A 20,873-nucleotide genomic window follows, 5' to 3' on the forward strand; every position below is an offset into this window, starting at 1 on the left:
AGTTGTTTTACAGAAGTCACAATGTGAAAAAAGTATGATACGGACGCGGGGTGGAGCAGCCTGGTAGCTCGTCGGGCTCATAACCCGAAGGTCGTCGGTTCAAATCCGGCCCCCGCAACCAATCATTTAAACACCTGAAAGGGTGTTTTTTTGTTTCTGACGTTCCTGAAACCTCGTTAGTCTCTCTCCTGCCCTGAAAAGTGCACGGATAGCCGTAACTACCCGCAAACCGTTACCGATGGGCCAGCGCCGCCCCACTCTTCACATAAGCCTTAATGCCGTCCAGAATCGCCTCCGCAACCTGATGCTGATAGCGGGTGGTTCGCAACTTACGCTCCTCTTCCACATTACTGATAAACGCGGTCTCGACCAGAATAGACGGGATATCCGGGGCTTTCAGCACCGCAAATCCAGCCTGATCCACGGTACGTTTGTGCAGATGATTGATGCGCCCCATGCGATGCAGCACCTCTTTGCCAAACTTCAGGCTGTCATGAATCGTCTGGCGCTGCACCATATCGAACATGGTGTGATCAAGATAGCGGTCGCCGCTTTTGCTGACGCCACCAATCAGATCGGATTCATTCTGGGTCTGCGCCAGGAAACGGGCTGCCGCCGAGGTCGCACCGCTGGTTGATAAGGCAAACACTGACGAGCCGCGAGCTGCACGGCTGGTAAAGGCATCCGCATGGATCGAGACAAAAAGATCAGCGCGCTGTTTTCGGGCTTTCGCAACCCTGACGCGCAGCGGAATAAAGACATCTTCATTACGCGTCATATAGGCTTTCATATTGGACTCTTTGTCGATCAGCGCTTTGAGCCGCCGTCCAATCTTCAGCACAATATCCTTCTCGCGGGTCTTATATTTGCCGTGCGCACCCGGATCTTCCCCGCCGTGACCGGGATCGATCATGATAATGATCGGACGATCGCGCCCCGCTTTACCCGGCAAGGGTGCCTGCACGCCTTCATCTTTCTCCAGATCGCCCTGGTTATAGTCTTTCAGCAGGGCCAGCAGAGGATCATCTTCTATCGGGTTCTGACTCGGATAGAGGTCGACCACCAGCCGGTGATTGATCCCGGCGACCGGCGAAAGGTTAAAAATCTTTGGCGCGACGTTGCGCTTTAACTCCAGAACGACGCGCACCGTATTGCTGTCGAACTGGCCGACCCGGGCATTTTTAATAAAAGGATCGTCGACCCGTACCTGCTTATCCACCCCTTTCAGGGCCGAATTGAGATGCAGGCCCTGAATATCTATTACGAGCCGTTCGGGATTGCTCAGCGCAAACTGCTTGTATTTCAGCGCGACGTTTGACTCCAGCGTCATCCGCGAGTAAGTGGATGAGGGCCAGATACGCACCGCCACAATGTGGTTTTTTGCCGCCAGTCCTGTGCGGCTGACGCTTAACAGCAGTAAGGCGCCCGTCCCCTGTAAAAATCGTCTGCGTGAAAAATGGGAATTAACGTCTGACATGCCGCTCCAGCTGCTGTGTTATGTCTAAAAAAGCGCCAGTTAATAAAATGGCGGCGAAAACTTTATCCAATCCGTAGCATGATGTCACCCCGGAAACCCTAAATAATGCAGGCTGTTAGCGGCTTTGACACCCATAAAAACGTAAATTTTCGTCAGGATTAAGACTTGCAAAACAGAACGTAAAAGCATAAAAATACAAAAAATACGAATAAACATTCACTGAGGGTTGGCCGTGAAGGAACGTAGTACCGAACTGGTTCAGGGTTTTCGCCATACCGTTCCCTATATCAATGCCCACCGGGGTAAAACCTTTGTCATCATGCTGGGTGGCGAAGCGATTGAGCATGAGAACTTCTCTGGCATCGTTAATGACATCGGCCTGCTGCACAGCCTGGGCATCCGCCTGGTGGTGGTTTATGGTGCCCGGCCGCAGATTGATGCCAGCCTGGCGCAGCAGCAGCTGGAGCCGGTTTATCATAAATTTACCCGGGTGACCGACGCGCAATCGCTGGAGCTGGTCAAACAGGCCGCCGGCCGGCTGCAGCTGGATATCACTGCCCGCCTCTCTATGAGTCTCAACAACACCCCGCTGCAGGGCGCACATATCAATGTGGTCAGCGGCAACTTCATTATTTCACAGCCGCTGGGCGTGGATGATGGCGTGGATTACTGCCATAGCGGGCGTATCCGTCGTATCGATGAAGAGGCGATTCATCGCCAGCTGGATAACGATGCCATTGTGCTGATGGGCCCGGTGGCGGTGTCTGTTACGGGCGAGAGCTTCAACCTCACCTCGGAAGAAGTGGCCACGCAGCTGGCGATTAAGCTGAAAGCGGAAAAAATGATCGGCTTCTGCTCTGAGCAAGGCGTCCTGAATAGCGAAGGTGAAATCATCTCTGAGCTGTTCCCGAATGACGCGCAGGCCCGTATCGACGAGATTGAAAAGGAAGGCGATTATCTTTCCGGCACGGTCCGCTTTCTGCGTGGCGCGGTGAAGGCCTGCCGAAGTGGTGTGCGCCGCAGCCATTTAATCAGCTATCAGGAAGATGGCGCACTGTTGCAGGAACTCTTCTCACGCGACGGTATCGGCACGCAGATCGTTATGGAGTCGGCAGAGCAGATCCGCCGCGCCAATATCAACGATATCGGCGGCATTCTCGAACTGATCCGGCCGCTGGAGCAACAGGGCATTCTGGTGCGTCGCTCTCGCGAGCAACTGGAAATGGAGATCGATAAGTTCACGATTATTCAGCGCGACAATCTGACCATCGCCTGTGCCGCACTCTATCCGTTTATGGATGAGAAGATTGGCGAGATGGCCTGTGTGGCGGTTCATCCTGATTATCGCAGCTCCTCACGCGGAGAGATGCTGTTGCAGCGCGTGGCGTTGCAGGCAAAGCAGATGGGACTGGAAAAGCTGTTTGTGTTGACCACGCGCAGTATCCACTGGTTCCAGGAGCGCGGCTTTACGCCGGTTGATATTGAGTCACTGCCCGAAAGTAAAAAAGAGATGTATAACTATCAGCGCCGTTCAAAAGTGCTGATGGCCGACCTCACCTGATTTACCGCAGAAGGGACAATCACCCACATCGTGATCTGTCCCTCTCTTCTCAGCGCGTTTCCGCCAGTCGCTCTACCAGACCGCTGCGCCGCTGCGTTTGCTGCTGCACGGCACGCTGAAACACGCCAGGTTCACTGTAAATAGTCAGTTGTTTACGCGCACGGGTAATCGCGGTATAGACCAGTTCACGGGTCAGAACCGGCAGAAACTGCGTGGGCATCACCAGCGCGGTGTGATCAAACTCCGACCCCTGCGATTTATGCACCGTCATCACCCAGGCGGTTTCATGCGAAGGCAACCGGCTCGGCTGAATTGCCTTGATCGACCCATCGGGTAGCGGGAAAAAGACTTTCAGGTTGCCCTCTTCATCCCGCAGCGTAATGCCGATATCGCCATTAAACAGGCCGAGTGCGCTGTCGTTTCGGGTAATCATCACCGGACGACCTTCATACCAGCGGCTACCCATGCCAGGACGCCGGATGCGCTGCAGTTGCATCAGTCGCTGCTCAATACGCTGGTTCAGACCCTGAACGCCAAAGGGTCCGTCACGTAACGCGCACAACAGCTGATAACGACCAAAAGCGGTTATGATCTCAGCGGGTGGTGCGTGCTGCCTGATGAGCTGCAGGAAGGGCTGGTAGCCCTGTGCGACTTCGTCCAGCATCCCCTGATACGCTTCCGCGCTGTTCAGCGGCTGGTAACTGACATCTTTATGGGCCGCTGCAAACACCGCTCTGACCTGGTCGGCATCACCCTGATTAATCGCTTTTGCCAGCTGGCCGATGCCGGATGCGGCGTCAAACCGATAACTCTTTTGCAGCAGGCAGATGCTGTCGCGCACTGCCGGTGCCTGCGCATCATCACTGCCCTGTAACGTGCAGCCGGTCAGCAGGGCGAGCTGTTCTGCCCGCGCCAGGCTGTAGCCGCTTTCCGTGCAGCGGCAGATATCGCCCAGCACCGCACCGGCTTCAACAGAGGCCAGCTGATCGCGATCGCCCAGAAACACCACGCGGGCATGGGCAGGCAGCGCGGCGATCAGTTTTGCCATCATTGAGAGATCGACCATCGACGCTTCATCGACAACCAGCACATCCAGATGCAGCGGATTACCGGCATGGTAGCGTAGCCGCTGGGTATCCGGCTGAGCGCCCAGCAGGCGATGCAGCGTAGTGGCTTCGGCAGGAAAACGCTGCCGTTCTTCGTCGCTGACGGCCAGATCCTGCAGTGCCCTGCCCAGTGACTCGGTCAGCCGCGCGGCAGCTTTGCCCGTCGGTGCCGCCAGCTGGATGCGCAGCGCGCCCGGATTCAGGCGAATCAGGGCGGCGAGCAGTTTCGCTACGGTGGTGGTTTTGCCGGTGCCGGGACCGCCAGAAATGACTGCCGTTTTGCGGGTCAGCGCCACTGCCGCAGCAATTTTCTGCCAGTTCTCTGGCTGGTCGTCAAACAGGCTGTTAAGGACATCTCCTGCGGCACGGATATCAAACGCGGTTTTCACTTCCTGGGCAGCAAAAAAATCGACAACGCGACCTTCGCTTTGCCATAGCCGATGCAGATATAAACGCTGGTTGCTTAGAACCAGTGGCGTCACCCGGCTTCCATCACTCACCGCCGGCCAGTCAGCGAAGTGTGATAACCAGTCATCCGGCGCGCCAGCAGCCTGCCAGATCTCCTGGGCCAGCGCAGGCTGACGTCCGGCAAACAGGTGCGCCTCACAGAGATTGCTCAGCGGAAAACAGACGTGCCCTTCACCTGCCTCAGCGCTGACGCAGGCGGCAGCGAGCAGCCGCGCAGGCTGTGATTCCGGCACCACGAGTTGTGCAAACTGAATATCAAGCGGACGCAGGAGACGCTTCTCTACTGCCTGCTGCAGCAGACTCAGCATGTCACTCATGGCATCTCCCCGGTTTCACCAAACAGTGCATCGATCGCTTCCACAAAAGCTTCGTCAGGTCGGGTGGCAAAAATGCCGTTGTCCGGCGAGCTGCCGTCCATCCCGCGTAAAAACAGATAAAAGACGCCGCCAAAATGTTGCTCATAGTGGTAGTCCGGCAGGCGATGTTGCAGATAGCGATGCAGCGCCAGCGTATAGAGCTGGTATTGCAGATCATAACGGTGGCCGATCATGGCCTGCGCCATCGCCTCGGGTGTGTAAGCGGCATGGCTATTGCCCAGCCAGTTCGATTTGTAATCGAGCAGATAATATTTTCCCTGCCAGCGGAATACCAGATCGATAAAACCCTTGAGCATGCCGCGCACCTGACGAAAATCCAGCGGGGCGGCCTGCAGAGAGAGGCTGTCGTGCTGGCGCAGCAGATCGTCAAGATCGGCCGCCGTCAGCAGATTGTTGATCGGCAAATAGAACTCCATTTCGATCAGTCGTTCGCTGCTTTTAATTGCCGATAGCGTCAGCCCTTCCGCGTTAAGCGGCGTATGCAATACCCGCTCAATCCACTGTTCCAGGACCGGTAACCAGTCTGACGGATAGCCATTATGCTGCAGCTGATCCTCCAGCCAGACGCGATCCGGCAGTTCGGTAAAGTCGATCGACTCAAACAAACCGTGCAGGAAGGTGCCCGGCGCCGCACCGCGCGGAAAATGGTGCGGTGTCAATGCAGCCTCTTCACCACTCTCGTCCTCGCCCGCCGCATCAATATCGAAGTTTGGCAATGCATCAAGAAGTGACGAGCTGTGATGCTGTTGCAGGCCGGAATAGCTGGTGACCCGCCAGGCATCCGCCAGTGCGCGGGTCACGTCGCGACTGCTCAATACCTCATTGCCGTGCTCAGCGTCCTGCCACCTTTCTCCCGGCATCAGATCGGCTTCAACCAGCGCAATCCCCTCACCGGTCAGCGCATTCAGTTTCTGGCTGAGCTGCTGCGCATCCGCCGCCACACCCTGCTGCACCAGATACCCGAGCGCGCTTTTGTGCAGATCGCTTTCGCCCTCTTTTTTTCGGGTGCCTTTAATCAGCGGTGCAATGCCGACGCTGCAGTGAAAGATCGAGCGGGTCAGCGCCACATAGAGCAGACGCAAATCTTCCGCCAGACGCTCCTCTTCGGCTAATGCCAGACTCTGTGCATCGCCCTGCACATCAAGCAGCGCCGTGAAGTTGTCACGATCGTGATAAAGCGCGCTGGCCGCCTCGCGGAATCCGGCAGCAAACGGCAGCCATACCAGGGGATATTGCAGCCCTTTCGATTTGTGGATGGTGACGATTTGCACCAGATGGCGGTCGCTTTCCAGACGCAGCTGCTGGCTGGCGGCCTGGCTGTTTGGTCGGGCAATCTGCTGCGCCAGAAAACGCACCAGAGCGTGAGGACTCTCCAGCTGTACTGAGGCTTCCTGCAGCAGTTCACCCAGATGCATCAGGTCCGTCAGGCGACGTTCCCCGTTCTCCGAGGCCAGCATATTTTCCGCCAGCTGCCGCTTGATCATGACATCACGCAGCATCGGTAACACGCCGCGCTGGTGCCACAATTGCTGCCAGACGGCAAACTGCTCCACCAGCGCATCCCACTCGCGTTCATTCTGTGTCAGCGCATCCAGCGTCGCGGCATCAATAGCAAAAATAGAGGTGGCCAGCGCGCTGCGCAGCAGCCGTTCCTGTTCAGGAGCCTGAATCGCCTGAAGTAACCAGAGTAATTCGCGCGCTTCCGGCGTGGTGTAAACGCTGTCCCGGCTGGAGAGATAGACCGAGGGAATTGACAACGCATTCAGCGCGTCGCGGATCAAACCGGCCTCATTGCGACTGCGCACCAGCACGGTAATATCAGAAGCCCGCACTGGCTGTAGCGCGTCGCCTTTGCCCAGGCAGGCACGTCCCTGCTGTCCGGCCACCAGCCAGCGGCTGATATCCGCCGCACACTGTTGCGCCATAAACTGCTGGTAATCGCTGTTACCGACGCCCTCACCGGGCTGCAGCCAGAACCGTAACGCCGGTTGCTGCTGCTCGTCAAAAATCAGCTTCAGTGACTGGTTGGGCGCAGCGGGCATTACCGGCTGAAAGGGGATCGCCGAGAACAGAAAAGGCGAATCGATCTGCGAAAAGAGGCGGTTAACGCTCTCGACCATCTCAGGTGAAGAGCGCCAGTTAGTATCAAGAGTGTAGTGAGCACTGACTTCGTTTCTGGCCCGCAAGTAGGTAAAAATATCCGCTCCGCGAAAGGCATAGATGGCCTGCTTGGGGTCGCCGATCAGAAACAGCGCCTGTTCTGGCTGATTAATATAGAGCGTACGGAAGATGCGATACTGCTGTGGATCGGTATCCTGAAATTCATCAATCAGTGCCACCGGGAAACGCGCCCGGATAGTTTCAGCCAGCAACACGCCGCCCGGCTGCTGCAACGCTTCATCCAGCTTACTGAGCAGGTCATCGAAACCTAACAGCGCACGTAACCGTTTCTCGCGCTGAACTGTGGCACGGACATCGGTCAGCGCCTGCGCAATGATCACATCCCGCAGCGACAGCGTTTCTGACAGAAACTTATCAACAGCCTCAAACAGCGAATGGCGCGGGGCCTCACCCTTTTTGGTTTTCTCATCAAGCACCTGCTGTCCAAAACGCTCCAGCTCTTTAGGTAGCTGATAATCACGCGTTTCGCTGCTGGCCCACTGCGTGACGCGGGCGACCCAGTTGGGCAGGTGTTTACTGTTGTAGCTACGCTTATCAACGCCAGATGCGCTGATCATCCCTTCAACATCGGCGCTCAGCGCCTGCCACTGCTGCTTCATGGCGTTGATGCGCGCCAGATTGCGGGCGTGACGTGACGCCAGATCCTCATCGGCAGCGGGCGGCCGTTTCAGCACTGGCGACTCACCCTGTAGCCAGGGGCGCAGTGTCGTCAGCAGGCTGTCGGGTCCGCTCCACTCTTCGGCGATAATCCGTGCCACATCCAGACTGAGGGGATAGCACTGACGCCGCCAGAAATCGGCAGTGGACTGCTTCAGCAGCGCCTGTTCATCTTCAATCAACTCCTGCTCGAATAGCATGCCCGATTCAAATGCGTTGAGATTCAGCATTCGCTGACAGAAGCCGTGAATGGTGAAGATGGCGGCTTCGTCCATCTGGCGTTCAGCCGCCAGCAGCTGCGCAGCGGCCTGACTCAGATCGGGCATCTGCGCCAGCAGCAACTGGTGCATCGGATTGCGGCTTTCGCCGCGAATACAGGCCAGCCGCAGCTGATGAATATTCTCGCGGATGCGGCCGCGTAACTCCGCCGTCGCGGCCTCGGTGAAGGTCACCACTAAAATTTCTTCTACCGAGAGTGGCCGGCTATACGCGTTTTCGCCGCCGAGTCCCAGCAGCAGGCGCAGATAGAGCAGACCAATGGTAAAGGTTTTTCCGGTGCCTGCTGATGCCTCAATCAGCCGCTCGCCTCTGAGCGGCAGCGTTAAGGGATTCAGCGATACGGGCGGTAACTGCGTCATTGGGTCTCACTCTTAACCGGCAGCGACTGCTGCAGTTTCGCCAGTTCTTTCCAGGTTTTCCAGCCAGGCTGGTGGGCAAATTCAACCTTGCCGTTGCCGGTGCCGGCAATCTGCGACGTCATCACCATGCCCTTGTGTTCGATCACCGCCTGCCGGAAAAAGTCAGCCAGGCTGGCCGGGGTTAAGAGCGCCACCTGCTCGGCCATTTTTTGCCGGGTGTTAAACAGATCATTCTGTCGATCAAAGTCGCGGCTATAACGGTCCGCTTCCTCAAAGAGCGTCTGAGGACGCTGCTGCAAATCATTGATCATCGCCTGCTGATACTGAACAAAGTCTGCCTGACTCATGCTGCGAAGACGCTTTTCTGCCTGCGGATAGAAGGCCTGATAGCGCTGCAATAGCCAGCCCGGTTGCTTGCTATTACTCTGCAGCAGGAAACCGATGCCCCACTGACGGCCCACTGGCATCTGGAAGGCAAAGACGGCATAGCCGAGCTGTTCTTTGGTGCGCAACTGATTGTAGAACCAGGGCTGCACAATCTGACTCAGCATAGAACTGTGCGCCATGCTCTGATATTCGCTGTATCCCAGTGGAACATAGAGCGCGGCAAGGGCGGAGTCAGTGCTGCTGCCCTGCTGTTGCAGGTTGGCTTTCAGCGGTTTTTTGATGGCCACATACTGGCTGTGCCAGTCACGGGTCGCACTACTCTGCACCTGCTGTTTAAGCTCATGTCCCAGTTGCTTCACACTCTCCGCACTGAGATTACCCACCACCAGCATCTCCGGGGTCGCGTCGCGGAACAGCGAGTCGCGATAGGTCGTTACATCCTTCAGTGTGAGCTGGCTCACCAGCTTGCGACGGGTTTCGCGCTGGGTATAAGGCAACTGTGAGAGCAACTGCATCGGCTGAATCGCCTGTTCAAACGCCTTGCCTTTCTCCGCCGCGTCCAGCCGCTCCAGATACCAGGATTTAGCCTGCGCCAGCTGCTGTTCTGTCGGCTGGAAGGTGGCATAACCTTCTACCAGTTTCTTCAGCAGCGTGGGCAGGCGCTGAGTAAAGCCACTGGCGCTGAACACCAGCCCGTCATCCTCACCAGTTGAGAAGCTGATGCCGCCCACCGAGGCCTGTGAGTTTAACGTGTCCAGTGCCAGACTTGAGAGGTAGTCATTGAGGCCAAACAGCACCTGCTGACGGGCATCGCTGATAGCATGCCGGTTACGTAACGCGAGGGTTATGGCCGCTTTGGGCTCGCTGGCATAATAGCGGCTGGGCATCCAGTAAATGCGCATACCATCTTCGTTATCCAGCTTCACCGGATGCTGATACGTTTTACCGTCTGATGGCAACAGGGTGAAGTCATCCGGGATATAGGGGTTCAGCACCGGCATCGCCAGCGAAATCTGACTGGCGCGCTGCTGCCAGTCGGCAAACGTTTGTGGCGTGATCTTCTCAACCTGATAAGGCGCTTCCACAAAATAGGCGGTTTTATTGTGCGGCTCCTGCGGACTGATGTACCAGATTCGCGCATGCTGCGGGGTCATCTCTTCAAGCCGGGATTTGATCGCCGCGGCATCGTACTGATCCGCCAGATAAGGTGCATCCAGCGTATCTTCCACCGGTACGCGCAGCATGGTATCAACCAGCCATTCAATATAATCCATATCGCGGGTAATAGAGGGGTAGCGGAAGTCGAGTGCCAGCACGTGTGAAACTTCGTCGAAATAACGCTTATCATCGCCCTGCTGACGCAGCAGATTGATGTAGCTGAAGATCGCCGCCACCACGTCGTCACGCTGTGCCAGGCCTTTATCCGTGAGTGAGACGGTAATAGCAAACACGCCGCTATTACGCTCGGTCATTGGGTCCGCGCCTGCATTCACTCCATCGGCCAGTCCCTGTTTTTGCAGCCAGTCGGTGAGCGTGTTTTTACTGCGATTACTGATTAAGTAGCTAATCAGCGTGTCGGTTTTACTGCGGAAGCGATCGCTGTTGTTGGCAATGCGGAACTCAATTTTAAGCTGCTTGCGCGGCTGTGCAGGAACGTAATGAATAATGACGCCCTGCTGGGCATCGGTCACCACCGGCACCGTAATGTCGGGCACGCTGGCGTTATGATTTTGTACCCGCCCAAAGGTTTTAGCTGCAATTGACGCCATTTCCGGCAGCGGTTTATTGCTGTAGATCACCGCCTTCATCAGGTTGGCGGAGTAATGAGTATGGTAAAAATCGAGCAGCGCCTGGTGCAGTTTGCTGCCGGGTTTATCTTTCAGGGTTTCAAGATTGCCGCCCGAGAAACGTGATGCCGGATGTGCCGGGTTCAGGGTTTCAGCACCGACCTGTGCCATACGCAGGCCATCACGCGAGCGGGCCATGGTCAGCTCCGCATTCACAGCATGGCGCTCACGGTCGGCATTAACCGGATCCAGCAACGGCTCGGCCACGGCATCCGCCAGGCGATCTACCGCAGGCTCCAGCGAATCGTTTTCCACTTCAAGATAAAAAGCGGTGCGGTAAGAGGCCGTGCTGGCGTTGTGGCTGCCGCCATGCTTTTTCAGGAATTCAGCCAGATTGTCGGGTTGCGGATAATGTTTTGAGCCCATCAGCACCATATGCTCAAGGTAGTGAGCCAGCCCCGCCTGCTGATCGGGATCGTCCAGCGATCCTATCGGCAGCGTCAGCGCCGCCAGCGATTTCGGCGCCACAGGATCGGAAACCAGTAACACCGTCATCCCGTTGTCCAGCCGGATAGCCTGATAATGACGAGGATCCTGTTCACTTTTGTGAATGGTGTCGTTAACTGGCTGCCAGCCTGAAGATGTCTGCGCCTGTGCCGTGCAAGCCACCAGGCTTAACATTAGCGCCGCTATCCAGCGTGCGTGTACCCGCATGTAAACCCCTTTCATTTCCCGATAAGCCGCCAATATCGGACGCGGCGGCTCAAAGCAGAGCAAAATTGCTGTGTAATGAATCAGTTAGCAAAACGCTTTCTGATGGCTATTCATCATCCTGATGTGCAGCCAGCACCGGTAAATACCAGCGCTGTGCCGCCTCAGTTATCTGTTGTAATTGTGGCACATCCAGTACCCGGCAAAGACGTTGCAGATAGGGATCGCTGCCTTCACCCTCAACCTGATAGTTGCCAGACCAGGCCGTCAGCAGGCGATTGCGCGCCTTGAGCTGAGTCGCCTCATCAGTCAGCAACTGCTGACTTTTTTTGTCGTAGCTGGCGGTGAGCCATGCGCCGCCGCTCCTGTTAAGCAGCATCAGCGGCTGACGCATACCGGAAAGATAGCCAGCGACATACTCATTCAGGGCAGCGATCGCCTCTTGTTGCGATACGGCAAGGAAACACCAGCGGCTTTGCTGCCGGCCAAACATCCGGCTGCTGCCGGTGCCTCCCAGCGCGCAGTAAACCAGGTGCTCCAGCCAGAGCAGCAGTCCGTCGTTCATATTGAGCACGCCAGGTCGCCAGCGCAGTAATCCATCACCCTGCACCTGTGTCAGCCAGCCGGTTAAGCTGACCTGCTCAAGTTGCAGATTCACTTCCCAGCTCTCGCCGTCGCTGCGTTGCGTCACGACTTCTGCCGCCACTTCCTGCATCTCATCACGCTGCGCCTGCCAGAACAGCTCACCGAAGGCGCCATAAGGCAGATTGCCGGCCGCACGATGGTATGTATAGAGCCGCTGCGTATCCTCGCCTTCGACCAGAGCATTCAGCAATTGTGCGTTGATCTGATAACGTTCCAGGTTGTCGAGCGCAAACGGCTCGCTGTCGGGCAGTTCGTCCTCCTCCAGCCAGAAGCTCACGCCAAGCCGCTGATGAAACCAGGCACGCACCGGATGCCGCCAGAAGCGCAGAAGCGCCTCCAGTGTCAGCGCATCCGTTACCGGCGCCTCAAGTGGCTGAACAAAATCGGGCTGGGGCTGCCCCATCCCCTGCGCGGCAGGCAGCCATTCACGCGCGAAACTCTGCAGTCTGGCCGCCGGCTTAAAGTTCTCCGCAGCAAAGGGCATCCGGCTGTGCAGGTGCTGCAAATGCATCCGCACCCGTTCAGCACTTTCATCCAGCTCAAGGTGCCCCTCACCGTCCAGATAAAAACTTTGTCCGATGTACTCCAGTAATTCTGTGACCAGCACCGAAGGGTAGCGTTCCGTATTATCCTGAATCGCCCGGCCGATATAGCTGATATAGAGCTGCCGCTGTGCCGAAATCATCGCTTCCAGGAAGAGATAGCGGTCATCATCGCGGCGACTGCGATCGCCTTTGCGGGACTGTTGCTGCATCAGATCAAAGCCTAATGGCGCCAGGGTGCGCGGATAGACGCCGTCATTCATGCCCAGCAAACAGACCAGCTGAAAAGGGATGGAGCGCATCGGCATCAGGGTACAGAAGTTAATCTGTCCTGCCAGGAATCGCTGGCTGATGCGTTGCTGATCAAGCCGGCTACGCAGATCATCGCGCAACAGCGCCACCGGAATCGCCTCTTCAAACCGTGCATCCATGCCATATTCAATCAATTGCTGCCACTGCTCTTCCACCAGCAGCAAGGCGGCCTCGGTTTCTGCATCGGGGCTGAAAAAGGCGTTCAGCAGTTCCCGGCACAGGGGCAGCCAGGCCGCCAGTGGCCGCGGTTCAGCCAGCCGCTGTCGCCAGTGATTAAGCCGGGAGAGCAGCTCTGCGAGATGGCCCGCCAGTTCGCCTGCCAGACCACCCGACTCGTCATAAGGCAGAATCCCCTCCCAGTCTCCATTGTGGCTCTCCATCGCATAGCCCAGCAGCATACGCTGCAGGCCAAAACGCCAGGTGTGCTGCCCGGTGACAGGAAGAGACAGGGCTTCAACACTGGCATCATCCAGCCCCCAGCGCACACCCGATTCGCTGACCCAGCGCCGCAGTAAGCGCAGGCCGCTTTCATCAATGGCGAAGTGGGAGGCCAGCGCCGGAACATCCAGTAGCGCCAGTACATCCTCTGAGACAAAACGGCTGTCCGGCAGTGCCAGCAGATGAAGAAACGCGACAATGGCCGGATGCGCCTGACTGGCACGGCGATCTGAAATGGCAAACGGCAGATAGCGATCGACAGGTGCGTTGGCGAACACAGCCTGAATAAACGGGGCGTAGGCGTCGATATCCGCCACCATGACGATGATGTCACGCGCTTTCAGCGTCGGATCGGCCTCCATCATCGCCAGCAGATGATCCTGCAATACTTCAACTTCACGCTGCGCACTGTGACAGACCTGCACCGCAATTGAGCGATCCGCCGGATCCAGGCAGCGCTTCTGATCGCTGTGCGCCAGTTCCGCCGCATTCAAGCCGATAACGGCGTTATCCTGCAGATTGAGAAGATCGTGCTGCATGCAGTGCAGCAGGTTGTCTGGCTCGACATCCACAAACGCATCGATATCGTCGTTAGAGTCCATCTGACTGAGCAGAAACAGGTTATCGCGCCCAAGCTTGCCCCATGAGGCGAGCAACGGATTGGTCAGCTGCTGTTCACCCGCGTCGTTAAACAGCGCGGGTGCCTGCTCTGCATCCCGGAAGAGTCCGCGAGATTCATCAGCACCATGACGTCGGCGCTGACGGCTTTGCAGTTTTGCCAGAAACGCATAGTCCTGAATGTCGCCCCAGTAATCGCGGCAGGGATTGGTGAACAGCAGATGGATGTCGATGTGCCGTCCCAGCGCCTGCAACGCCTGCAGGTAAACCGGCGGCAGCGCAGAGATGCCACAGATGAAGACGCGTTTGGGCAGATTTTCCGGCGTGCTTTTCGCCTGCCCGAGCGTCTGGATGAATCGTGAATAGAGGTTGGCACGGTGCCACTCAGGCTGACCCAGCGCCTGGGTATAACTCACCAGATCGCGCCACAGTGCGGCCTGCCATCGCTGCGCCTCGCCCAGCCCCTCAATGGTTTCGCCACGCTCCCAGCTATTGAGCCAGTCGGCGCGATAGACCAGATACTGGTCGAACAGATCGGCTACGCGGGCGCTGAGCTGAAACAGCTTTCGCTTATCCCCGTCGTCATGGAGATAGTGGCGTAAAGAGGTGAACTCTTCCTGCTCCAGCATCACCGGCAGCCGGTGCATCAGCTTCCAGCCCATGCTTGCCTTACTGAAGGCACTTTCAACCGGAATATCAGGCAGAACGCGGACGAACATCTCCCAGATAAAACTGGCAGGCAGCGGGAATTCGATATTGGCCGCAATACCAAAGGTTTGCGCCAGCTCCATTTGCAGCCACTGCGCCATCCCCGGGCTCTGCACCAGCACCATTTCTGAGGCGAAAGGATCATCAAGAGGATCATGTTTAATCACCGCAGCCGCCAGAATTTTCAGAACATCAAGCTGATTTGAGTGATAAACGTGAAACATGAAAACTCCTGTGATAACTCAGAACATGACTGCGGTATTGCGGCACTCTCACTTTACCGCGTATCGCCGTTGAAACCCATCAAAAGGGCGACCCGCGACGTTTAACAACGCAGGCGTGTCAGGCTGGCACTACGCTGATAAGGCCCCGTTACGTCAGCCCGCTCCAGAGTGCAGCCTGAGGGACTGCTCTGCTCTTGCAGCGTGGATTTCCAGCCTGCCACTTCATGCCCTGCCAGACGTTGCTCAGCAACCCGCCATGCCTCACGCTGATACCATTGCTGGCTGAATCCCACTGCCAGTGCGCGATGATAGTGCAACAGGGTGCTGCTGCTTAATGCCATTAACAGCAGAGCAAACAACACTTCCGGCAGGCTGAATCCATCGCGCTTACAAACAGGCTGCCGGAGGCGTGAGCGGGCAATAGTCGATCCAGCCATGCGGCAACGCGGTAATCTGATTGCCTTGTAGCCGGACCCAATGCCAGACCGCCATGCCACTGCCGCTTGCCTCACCTTTGAGCAGACCTTCATCCTTTTCTCCTCGTTGTAAACAGCTGCGCCAGCCCTGGCGATCATCCTGCTGACAGCGGGCCGCCTCACTGGCTGGCCAGCTCAGGGATAAACCCCATTGCAGCGCCGACTGCGCCCGCCAGAAATCCTGCACAAACTGCTGCTCATCGGCCAGCAGTCGCATTCCCTGCTCTGACATCTTTCGGCTGGCGTGCAGCGTAAAACTCCCGATGACCATAATCATTAACACCATGCCCATGGCGCTGCTGCCTCGCTGCTTCACAGGTTCTCTCCCTCAACCCAGCTCTCCACGGTTTCAAGCCAGCGACCGGCCCGACCCTGCAACACGATCCTGACCTGCCTGCCCTGCTGGCTCACGCTGAACTGCTCCAGCGTCATAAACGCGGGATCGGAGAGCCGCTCCCAGCCTGCTGACTGACACTGATCAACACCACGCTGAATCTCAAGCTGCTGTTGTCGCAGGCGATAACCGTAATAGTCACTCTCGGCATGGCCCACCCCTTCCCATTGACCGTTGCTGTTTTCATCCCAGCGCAGCAGCAGGCAATTTTCACTGATTTTCAGTGCCCCCTTGCCACACTCTCCGTGACAATAACCCGCACGCCGCACCGACTTTTCCAGCGTTGCCATCATCTGCTGTAACTCCTGACGCAGCTGTGCCCGTTGCAGCACACCCGCGTTCTCTGCCAGCAGCAATGGCAGAAAACGGCCAACGCTGAGCATGATGACGGCGCTGATTGCCATGGCGATCAGCATCTCCAGCAGGCTGAATCCTGCGATTTTCAACGGCATGTTTCCTCATCGATCATGCAGAGGCGAATACGGGCTCTGGCTGAGATAATCAGACGGATGCGTCCGGCGCGATTTCCCAGTTCAATGCTGCCCGCTCTGGCGACATTGCGGCGGCCATAGAAACCCGGTTCACCCCGGATGCCATAGAGCACAACATCCGGGTGCGGCGCGATGAAATGCAGCCGTTTCCCCTGGCCACAACCCGTCACAGGCCGGCGTCCGGCACCGACACACCAGGGCTCGCCAGGCAGTGACCATAGCACCAGGTCGCTATTCTGCCTGTTGGCCTGGGCGCGCAGCCGTAGCAGGAATCCCTGCAGTTGCTGAGCACTGTCAAGTAGCGCCTGCCGCTGTTGCCAGCGCTGCCAGCCATTGATCGCGGCAAAACTCAGCATGCCAGCAACGACCATCACCAGCAGCAGTTCCGGCAGAGTAAAACCACGTAAGTATGCTGTTTTCATCACTGCAGAGTGCGGGGTATGAAAAGGTGAAACAAGGCGTGTTTTAGCAGACTGGAAAGCGCATTGCAGAGAATATGCCCCATCAGCAGACAGTGGCAAAAAAGAACGAGCGGTGCCGCAGATTTGCCGGTTTGCAGGCAAAAAAAAGCCCCGGCGACGTTGCCAGGGCGTTATTTTCTATCTATCGCAAATCAGACAGCGACAGGGGCTTTGATCGCAGGATGCGGATCGTAGCCTTCAATCTCGAAATCGTCGAACTGATAATCAAACAGTGATGCCGGTTTGCGTTTGATAACAAGTTTTGGCAGCGGACGTGGCTCACGAGTCAGCTGCAGACGCGCCTGTTCCAGATGGTTGCTGTAAAGGTGCGTATCACCGCCGGTCCAGACGAAATCGCCCACCTGCAGATCGCACTGCTGCGCCACCATATGCACCAGCAGCGCATAGCTGGCAATGTTAAACGGCAGGCCAAGGAAGATGTCGCACGAGCGCTGATAAAGCTGGCAGGAGAGCTTGCCGTCCGCCACGTAGAACTGGAAGAACGCATGGCAGGGAGCCAGCGCCATCTCACTGAGTTCACCGACGTTCCACGCAGACACGATAATCCGGCGAGAGTCAGGATCGCGCTTTAGCTGCTCCATCACCTGACTTAACTGGTCAATTTCCTGACCGCTGGCTGTTCCCCAGCTGCGCCACTGCTTACCATAGACCGGGCCGAGATCGCCGTTCTCATCCGCCCACTCATCCCAGATTGAGACCTTGTTTTCCCTGAGATAAGCGATGTTGGTGTCACCTTTCAGAAACCACAGCAGCTCATGAATAATGGAGCGGATATGGCATTTTTTGGTGGTGACCAGCGGAAAACCATCCTGCAGATTGAAACGCATCTGGTGACCAAAAATTGAAAGCGTACCGGTGCCGGTACGGTCAGCTTTTGGTGTGCCTTCGTGCAGCACATGTTGCATTAAATCCAGATACTGTTTCATTTTTCCTCGCGAAATTGTGGCTGCGGGCGACGACGATACGCCCAGATCATCATAATAATACCGGCAACAATCATTGGCACAGAGAGGATCTGTCCCATACTGATTCCGCCTTCAAACAGGCCAAGCTGGGCATCCGGTTGGCGGAAGAACTCAACGATAATACGGAAAGCGCCGTAACCAATCAGGAACAGGCCAGAGACGCTACCCATCGGGCGTGGCTTACGGATAAACAGGTTCAGGATGATGAACAGCACCACGCCTTCCAGCGCCAGTTCATAGAGCTGGGAAGGATGACGCGGCAGTACGCCATAAGTGTTGAGCAGCGCCTGATATTGTGGATTGGTGGCGGCCAGCGCGACATCTTCGCTGCGGGAGCCCGGGAACAGCATGGCGTAGCGGAAGCCCGGATCGACACGGCCCCAGAGCTCGCCGTTAATGAAGTTACCGAGACGACCGGCACCCAGACCAAACGGGATTAACGGCGCAATGAAATCAGCAACCTGGAAGAAATGTCGTTTGGTACGGCGGGCAAAGACCAGCATCACCACAATCACCCCGATCAGGCCACCGTGGAACGACATGCCGCCATCCCAGACTTTAAACAGATAGAGTGGATTTTCCAGGAACAACGGTAAGTTGTAGAAAAGCACATAGCCGATACGTCCGCCCAGGAAGACACCCAGGAAACCTGCATAAAGCAGATTCTCAACTTCCTCTTTTTTCCAGCCGCTGCCAGGCTGATTGGCACGACGTACAGCCAGCCACATGGCGAAAACAAAGCCCACCAGATACATCAAACCGTACCAGTGAAGCGAAACCGGTCCGAGCGAGAAGATCACCGGATCGAACTGCGGAAATGCAATATAGCCGTTATTCATCATTCACCGTCTATTTTTCAACCCTGAAAAGGGGCATTGTCAGGCACATAAATTAAGGCTGCGCATAATAGCACAGCCGGTTTTCTGAATTGTCTTGCAAATGTAAACGCGGATAACGCGCAAAGCCTGAGCCGGTGTGGTACTAACGACCACCGCGAATCAGCCCGCCTAATCCACGCCGCTCCATAAAAGCCGAGACCAGATGGCGCACTTCCGTGGCGGTGTCGGCCTTCATCCCCTGCTCGCTGAGCTTCTGCGCTTCTTCGTGATCCAGATGGCGCAGCAGGTATTTAACGCGCGGTACGTTTTTACCGTTCATGCTGAGATGGTGATAACCCAGGCCAACCAGCAGTGCGACACACATCGGATCGCCCGCCATTTCACCACACAGGCACAATTCCAGATTGGCCAGGCGGGCTTCCTGTGCAATCGCATTCAGCGCGCGCAGCATCGCCGGATGCAGCGAGTCATAAAGGTTTGCAACACGGGTGTTATTGCGGTCCACCGCCAGCAGATACTGCGTCAGGTCGTTGGTGCCGACCGAGACAAAATCGACGCGTGACGCCAGATGCGGGATCATAAACAGCATCGACGGCACTTCGATCATGATCCCGATTCGCGGTCTGGGAATCGGGAAGCCCAGCATCTCTTCCACTTCGCGACCGGCGCGATCGATCAGCTCTTTTGCATCATCGATTTCGTCGATATGACTGATCATCGGCAGCAGAATACTGAGGTTGCCAGAGGCGGCGTTGGCGCGCAGCATTGCGCGTACCTGCACCAGGAAGATTTCCGGCTGATCCAGCGTCAGGCGAATGCCGCGCCAGCCCAGGCAGGGATTCTCTTCACTGATCGGCATGTAAGGCAGCTGTTTATCGGCACCCACATCCAGCGTTCGCAGCGTCACTGGCTTGTTGCGAAACAGCTGCAACATACCCTGATACTGAGCCACCTGCTCCTCTTCCGACGGGAAGCCATTCTGCAGCATAAACGGGATTTCGGTGCGGTAGAGACCGATGCCATCCACCCAGTCGCCCACCGTCTGCTCATGTTCCGGGCTTAAGCCAGCGTTGAGCATCACCTGCACGCGCTCGCCACTTTTCAGCTCACCCGGCTGATCGACCACGCCTTCCGCCATTTTGCTCAGCGCGTTCTCTTCGCTGATCAGCCGCTGATACTCCTGGACCAGCACCGGCTCAGGATCGATCAGCAGCTCACCGCGATAACCGTCGACGATCAGCAGGCGTTTGTTGAGCTGATGAGGCTGGATGTCAGCGCCCATGACTGTCGGGATCCCCATCGCGCGGGTCAGGATCGCCGCATGGGAGTTAGCTGCACCGTCACGCACCACCACGCCCGCCAGCCGCTCCTGCGGCAGCTCAGCTAAGGTCGTGGCGGTCAGCTCATCAGCCACCAGCACAAAACGTTCCGGCCAGGCATTGGTGCCGACCAGGGTGTCATCGAGGTGGAATAGCAGACGCTGGCCCAGTACCCGCAGATCGCCTGCACGTTCACGCAGGTAGTTGTCAGTCAGGCTCGCGAACTGTTCAGCAAACTTCTCGATCACCTGTTTCACCGCCCATTCCGCGACCGATCCGCGCTCGATCTCATCGAACAGATCTTTCTTCAGACGGGCATCGGTTAACAGGTGAGAGTAGAGATCGAAAATGGCCGCGCTCTCTTTTTGTGCGCTGGCGCTGAAACGTTTGCTGAAACGGCGAAATTCATTGGTTGCTTCGCTCATGGCGAGCGACAGACGCTCACGTTCACGATGAACATCCAGCGTTGAGGCAGCTGAGACCTGATCGAGCAGAGGCTGCGTCTCATCGACCCAGCCTGGTGCCACCGCCACGCCAGGCGCTGCCGCAATCGCACGCACCCGGGTCTGTCGGAACTGTCCAAACAGCTGGCCCATTTGAGATTGCGACAGCAAAGCCGCCATCTGCGTAGCCAGCGTGACCAGAAATGACTCTTCGCTTTCATCAAACTGACGGTGTTCGCGCTGCTGCACCACCAGCACGCCAAGGAGCTGGCGGCGGCTGATAACCGGCACGCCGAGGAAGGAGCGATAGCGCTCCTCTTTCACTGCGGGGATATATTTGAAGCTGGGATGGCTTTGGGCGTCAGCAAGGTTAATCGGTTCGGCCAGACGGCCCACTAAACCGACGATACCCTCGTCAAAAGCCAGCGTTACGGTGCGGCCACGCGGTTTTTTGAGTCCGCGCGTCGCCATCAGGTAATAGCAGCGACGGTCCTGGTCGGCGAGGTAAACGGAACAGACTTCCGTATCCATCGCCAGACAGATCTCATTGACCAGGATGTCGAGTGCTTCATTGAGACGCGGCGCACTCGCCACTTTTTCTACAATTTCACGCAACTGAGTGAGCAT

General features: G+C 56.9%; 13 protein-coding genes and 1 tRNA gene. 2 read left to right on the forward strand and 12 right to left on the reverse strand.

Going from position 1 to position 20,873, the window contains the following annotated elements:
* The first annotated feature begins 44 nt into the window (after positions 1 to 44).
* Positions 45 to 121 (forward strand) — tRNA-Met (locus tag P2R09_RS19985).
* Between the two features lie 111 nt (positions 122 to 232).
* Here P2R09_RS19985 and amiC read toward each other — a convergent pair.
* The gene (gene amiC / locus P2R09_RS19990; protein ID WP_003853935.1) at positions 233 to 1,477 is read right to left on the reverse strand and encodes an N-acetylmuramoyl-L-alanine amidase AmiC; all 1,245 of its coding nucleotides are present in this window, start codon (positions 1,475 to 1,477) and stop codon (positions 233 to 235) included.
* Between the two features lie 232 nt (positions 1,478 to 1,709).
* Here amiC and argA point away from each other — a divergent pair, with 232 nt between their 5' ends.
* A complete protein-coding gene (gene argA, locus P2R09_RS19995; RefSeq protein ID WP_003853937.1) occupies positions 1,710 to 3,038 on the forward strand; it encodes an amino-acid N-acetyltransferase in 1,329 nt (442 codons plus the stop codon).
* Between the two features lie 49 nt (positions 3,039 to 3,087).
* On the opposite strand, the gene recD is transcribed toward argA, so the two are convergent.
* The 11 genes from recD to ptsP form a co-directional block, all read right to left on the reverse strand.
* Entirely contained in the window at positions 3,088 to 4,929 is a 1,842-nt protein-coding gene (gene recD, locus P2R09_RS20000; RefSeq protein ID WP_275772268.1) for an exodeoxyribonuclease V subunit alpha, read from the reverse strand.
* Positions 4,926 to 8,465 (reverse strand): exodeoxyribonuclease V subunit beta, encoded by a 3,540-nt coding sequence (gene recB, locus P2R09_RS20005; RefSeq protein WP_275772270.1) that lies wholly within the window; start codon positions 8,463 to 8,465, stop codon positions 4,926 to 4,928. The genes recD and recB overlap by 4 nt, the downstream gene beginning before the upstream one ends.
* Positions 8,462 to 11,353 (reverse strand): pitrilysin, encoded by a 2,892-nt coding sequence (gene ptrA, locus P2R09_RS20010; RefSeq protein WP_275772272.1) that lies wholly within the window; start codon positions 11,351 to 11,353, stop codon positions 8,462 to 8,464. The genes recB and ptrA overlap by 4 nt, the downstream gene beginning before the upstream one ends.
* 106 nt (positions 11,354 to 11,459) lie before the next feature.
* On the reverse strand, positions 11,460 to 14,837 hold the full coding sequence (gene recC, locus P2R09_RS20015) for an exodeoxyribonuclease V subunit gamma (RefSeq protein ID WP_275772274.1): 3,378 nt from the start codon (positions 14,835 to 14,837) through the stop codon (positions 11,460 to 11,462).
* A gap of 101 nt (positions 14,838 to 14,938) precedes the next feature.
* The gene (locus tag P2R09_RS20020; RefSeq protein ID WP_275772276.1) at positions 14,939 to 15,274 is read right to left on the reverse strand and encodes a prepilin-type N-terminal cleavage/methylation domain-containing protein; all 336 of its coding nucleotides are present in this window, start codon (positions 15,272 to 15,274) and stop codon (positions 14,939 to 14,941) included.
* Complete coding sequence (locus tag P2R09_RS20025) at positions 15,225 to 15,629, reverse strand: DUF2509 family protein (protein WP_275772278.1); 405 nt, start codon at positions 15,627 to 15,629, stop codon at positions 15,225 to 15,227. Before P2R09_RS20025 ends, P2R09_RS20020 begins: the two co-directional genes overlap by 50 nt.
* A complete protein-coding gene (locus P2R09_RS20030; RefSeq protein ID WP_275772280.1) occupies positions 15,626 to 16,159 on the reverse strand; it encodes a prepilin peptidase-dependent protein in 534 nt (177 codons plus the stop codon). Before P2R09_RS20030 ends, P2R09_RS20025 begins: the two co-directional genes overlap by 4 nt.
* Positions 16,150 to 16,620 carry a prepilin-type N-terminal cleavage/methylation domain-containing protein gene (locus P2R09_RS20035; protein ID WP_275772282.1) on the reverse strand — a complete coding sequence of 157 codons (471 nt, stop codon included), beginning with the start codon at positions 16,618 to 16,620 and terminating at the stop codon, positions 16,150 to 16,152. The genes P2R09_RS20030 and P2R09_RS20035 overlap by 10 nt, the downstream gene beginning before the upstream one ends.
* A 191-nt stretch (positions 16,621 to 16,811) precedes the next feature.
* Positions 16,812 to 17,606 carry a thymidylate synthase gene (gene thyA, locus P2R09_RS20040; RefSeq protein WP_008925655.1) on the reverse strand — a complete coding sequence of 265 codons (795 nt, stop codon included), beginning with the start codon at positions 17,604 to 17,606 and terminating at the stop codon, positions 16,812 to 16,814.
* Positions 17,603 to 18,484, reverse strand: a complete 882-nt coding sequence (gene lgt, locus P2R09_RS20045; protein ID WP_003853950.1) for a prolipoprotein diacylglyceryl transferase — start codon at positions 18,482 to 18,484, stop codon at positions 17,603 to 17,605. The genes thyA and lgt overlap by 4 nt, the downstream gene beginning before the upstream one ends.
* Positions 18,485 to 18,626: 142 nt before the next feature.
* Positions 18,627 to 20,873, reverse strand: a complete 2,247-nt coding sequence (gene ptsP / locus P2R09_RS20050) for a phosphoenolpyruvate--protein phosphotransferase (RefSeq protein WP_003853951.1) — start codon at positions 20,871 to 20,873, stop codon at positions 18,627 to 18,629.

Origin of the sequence: Pantoea sp. Cr_R13, from assembly GCF_029222565.1 — a bacterium.
GTDB classification, from domain to species: Bacteria; Pseudomonadota; Gammaproteobacteria; order Enterobacterales; family Enterobacteriaceae; genus Pantoea; species Pantoea eucalypti.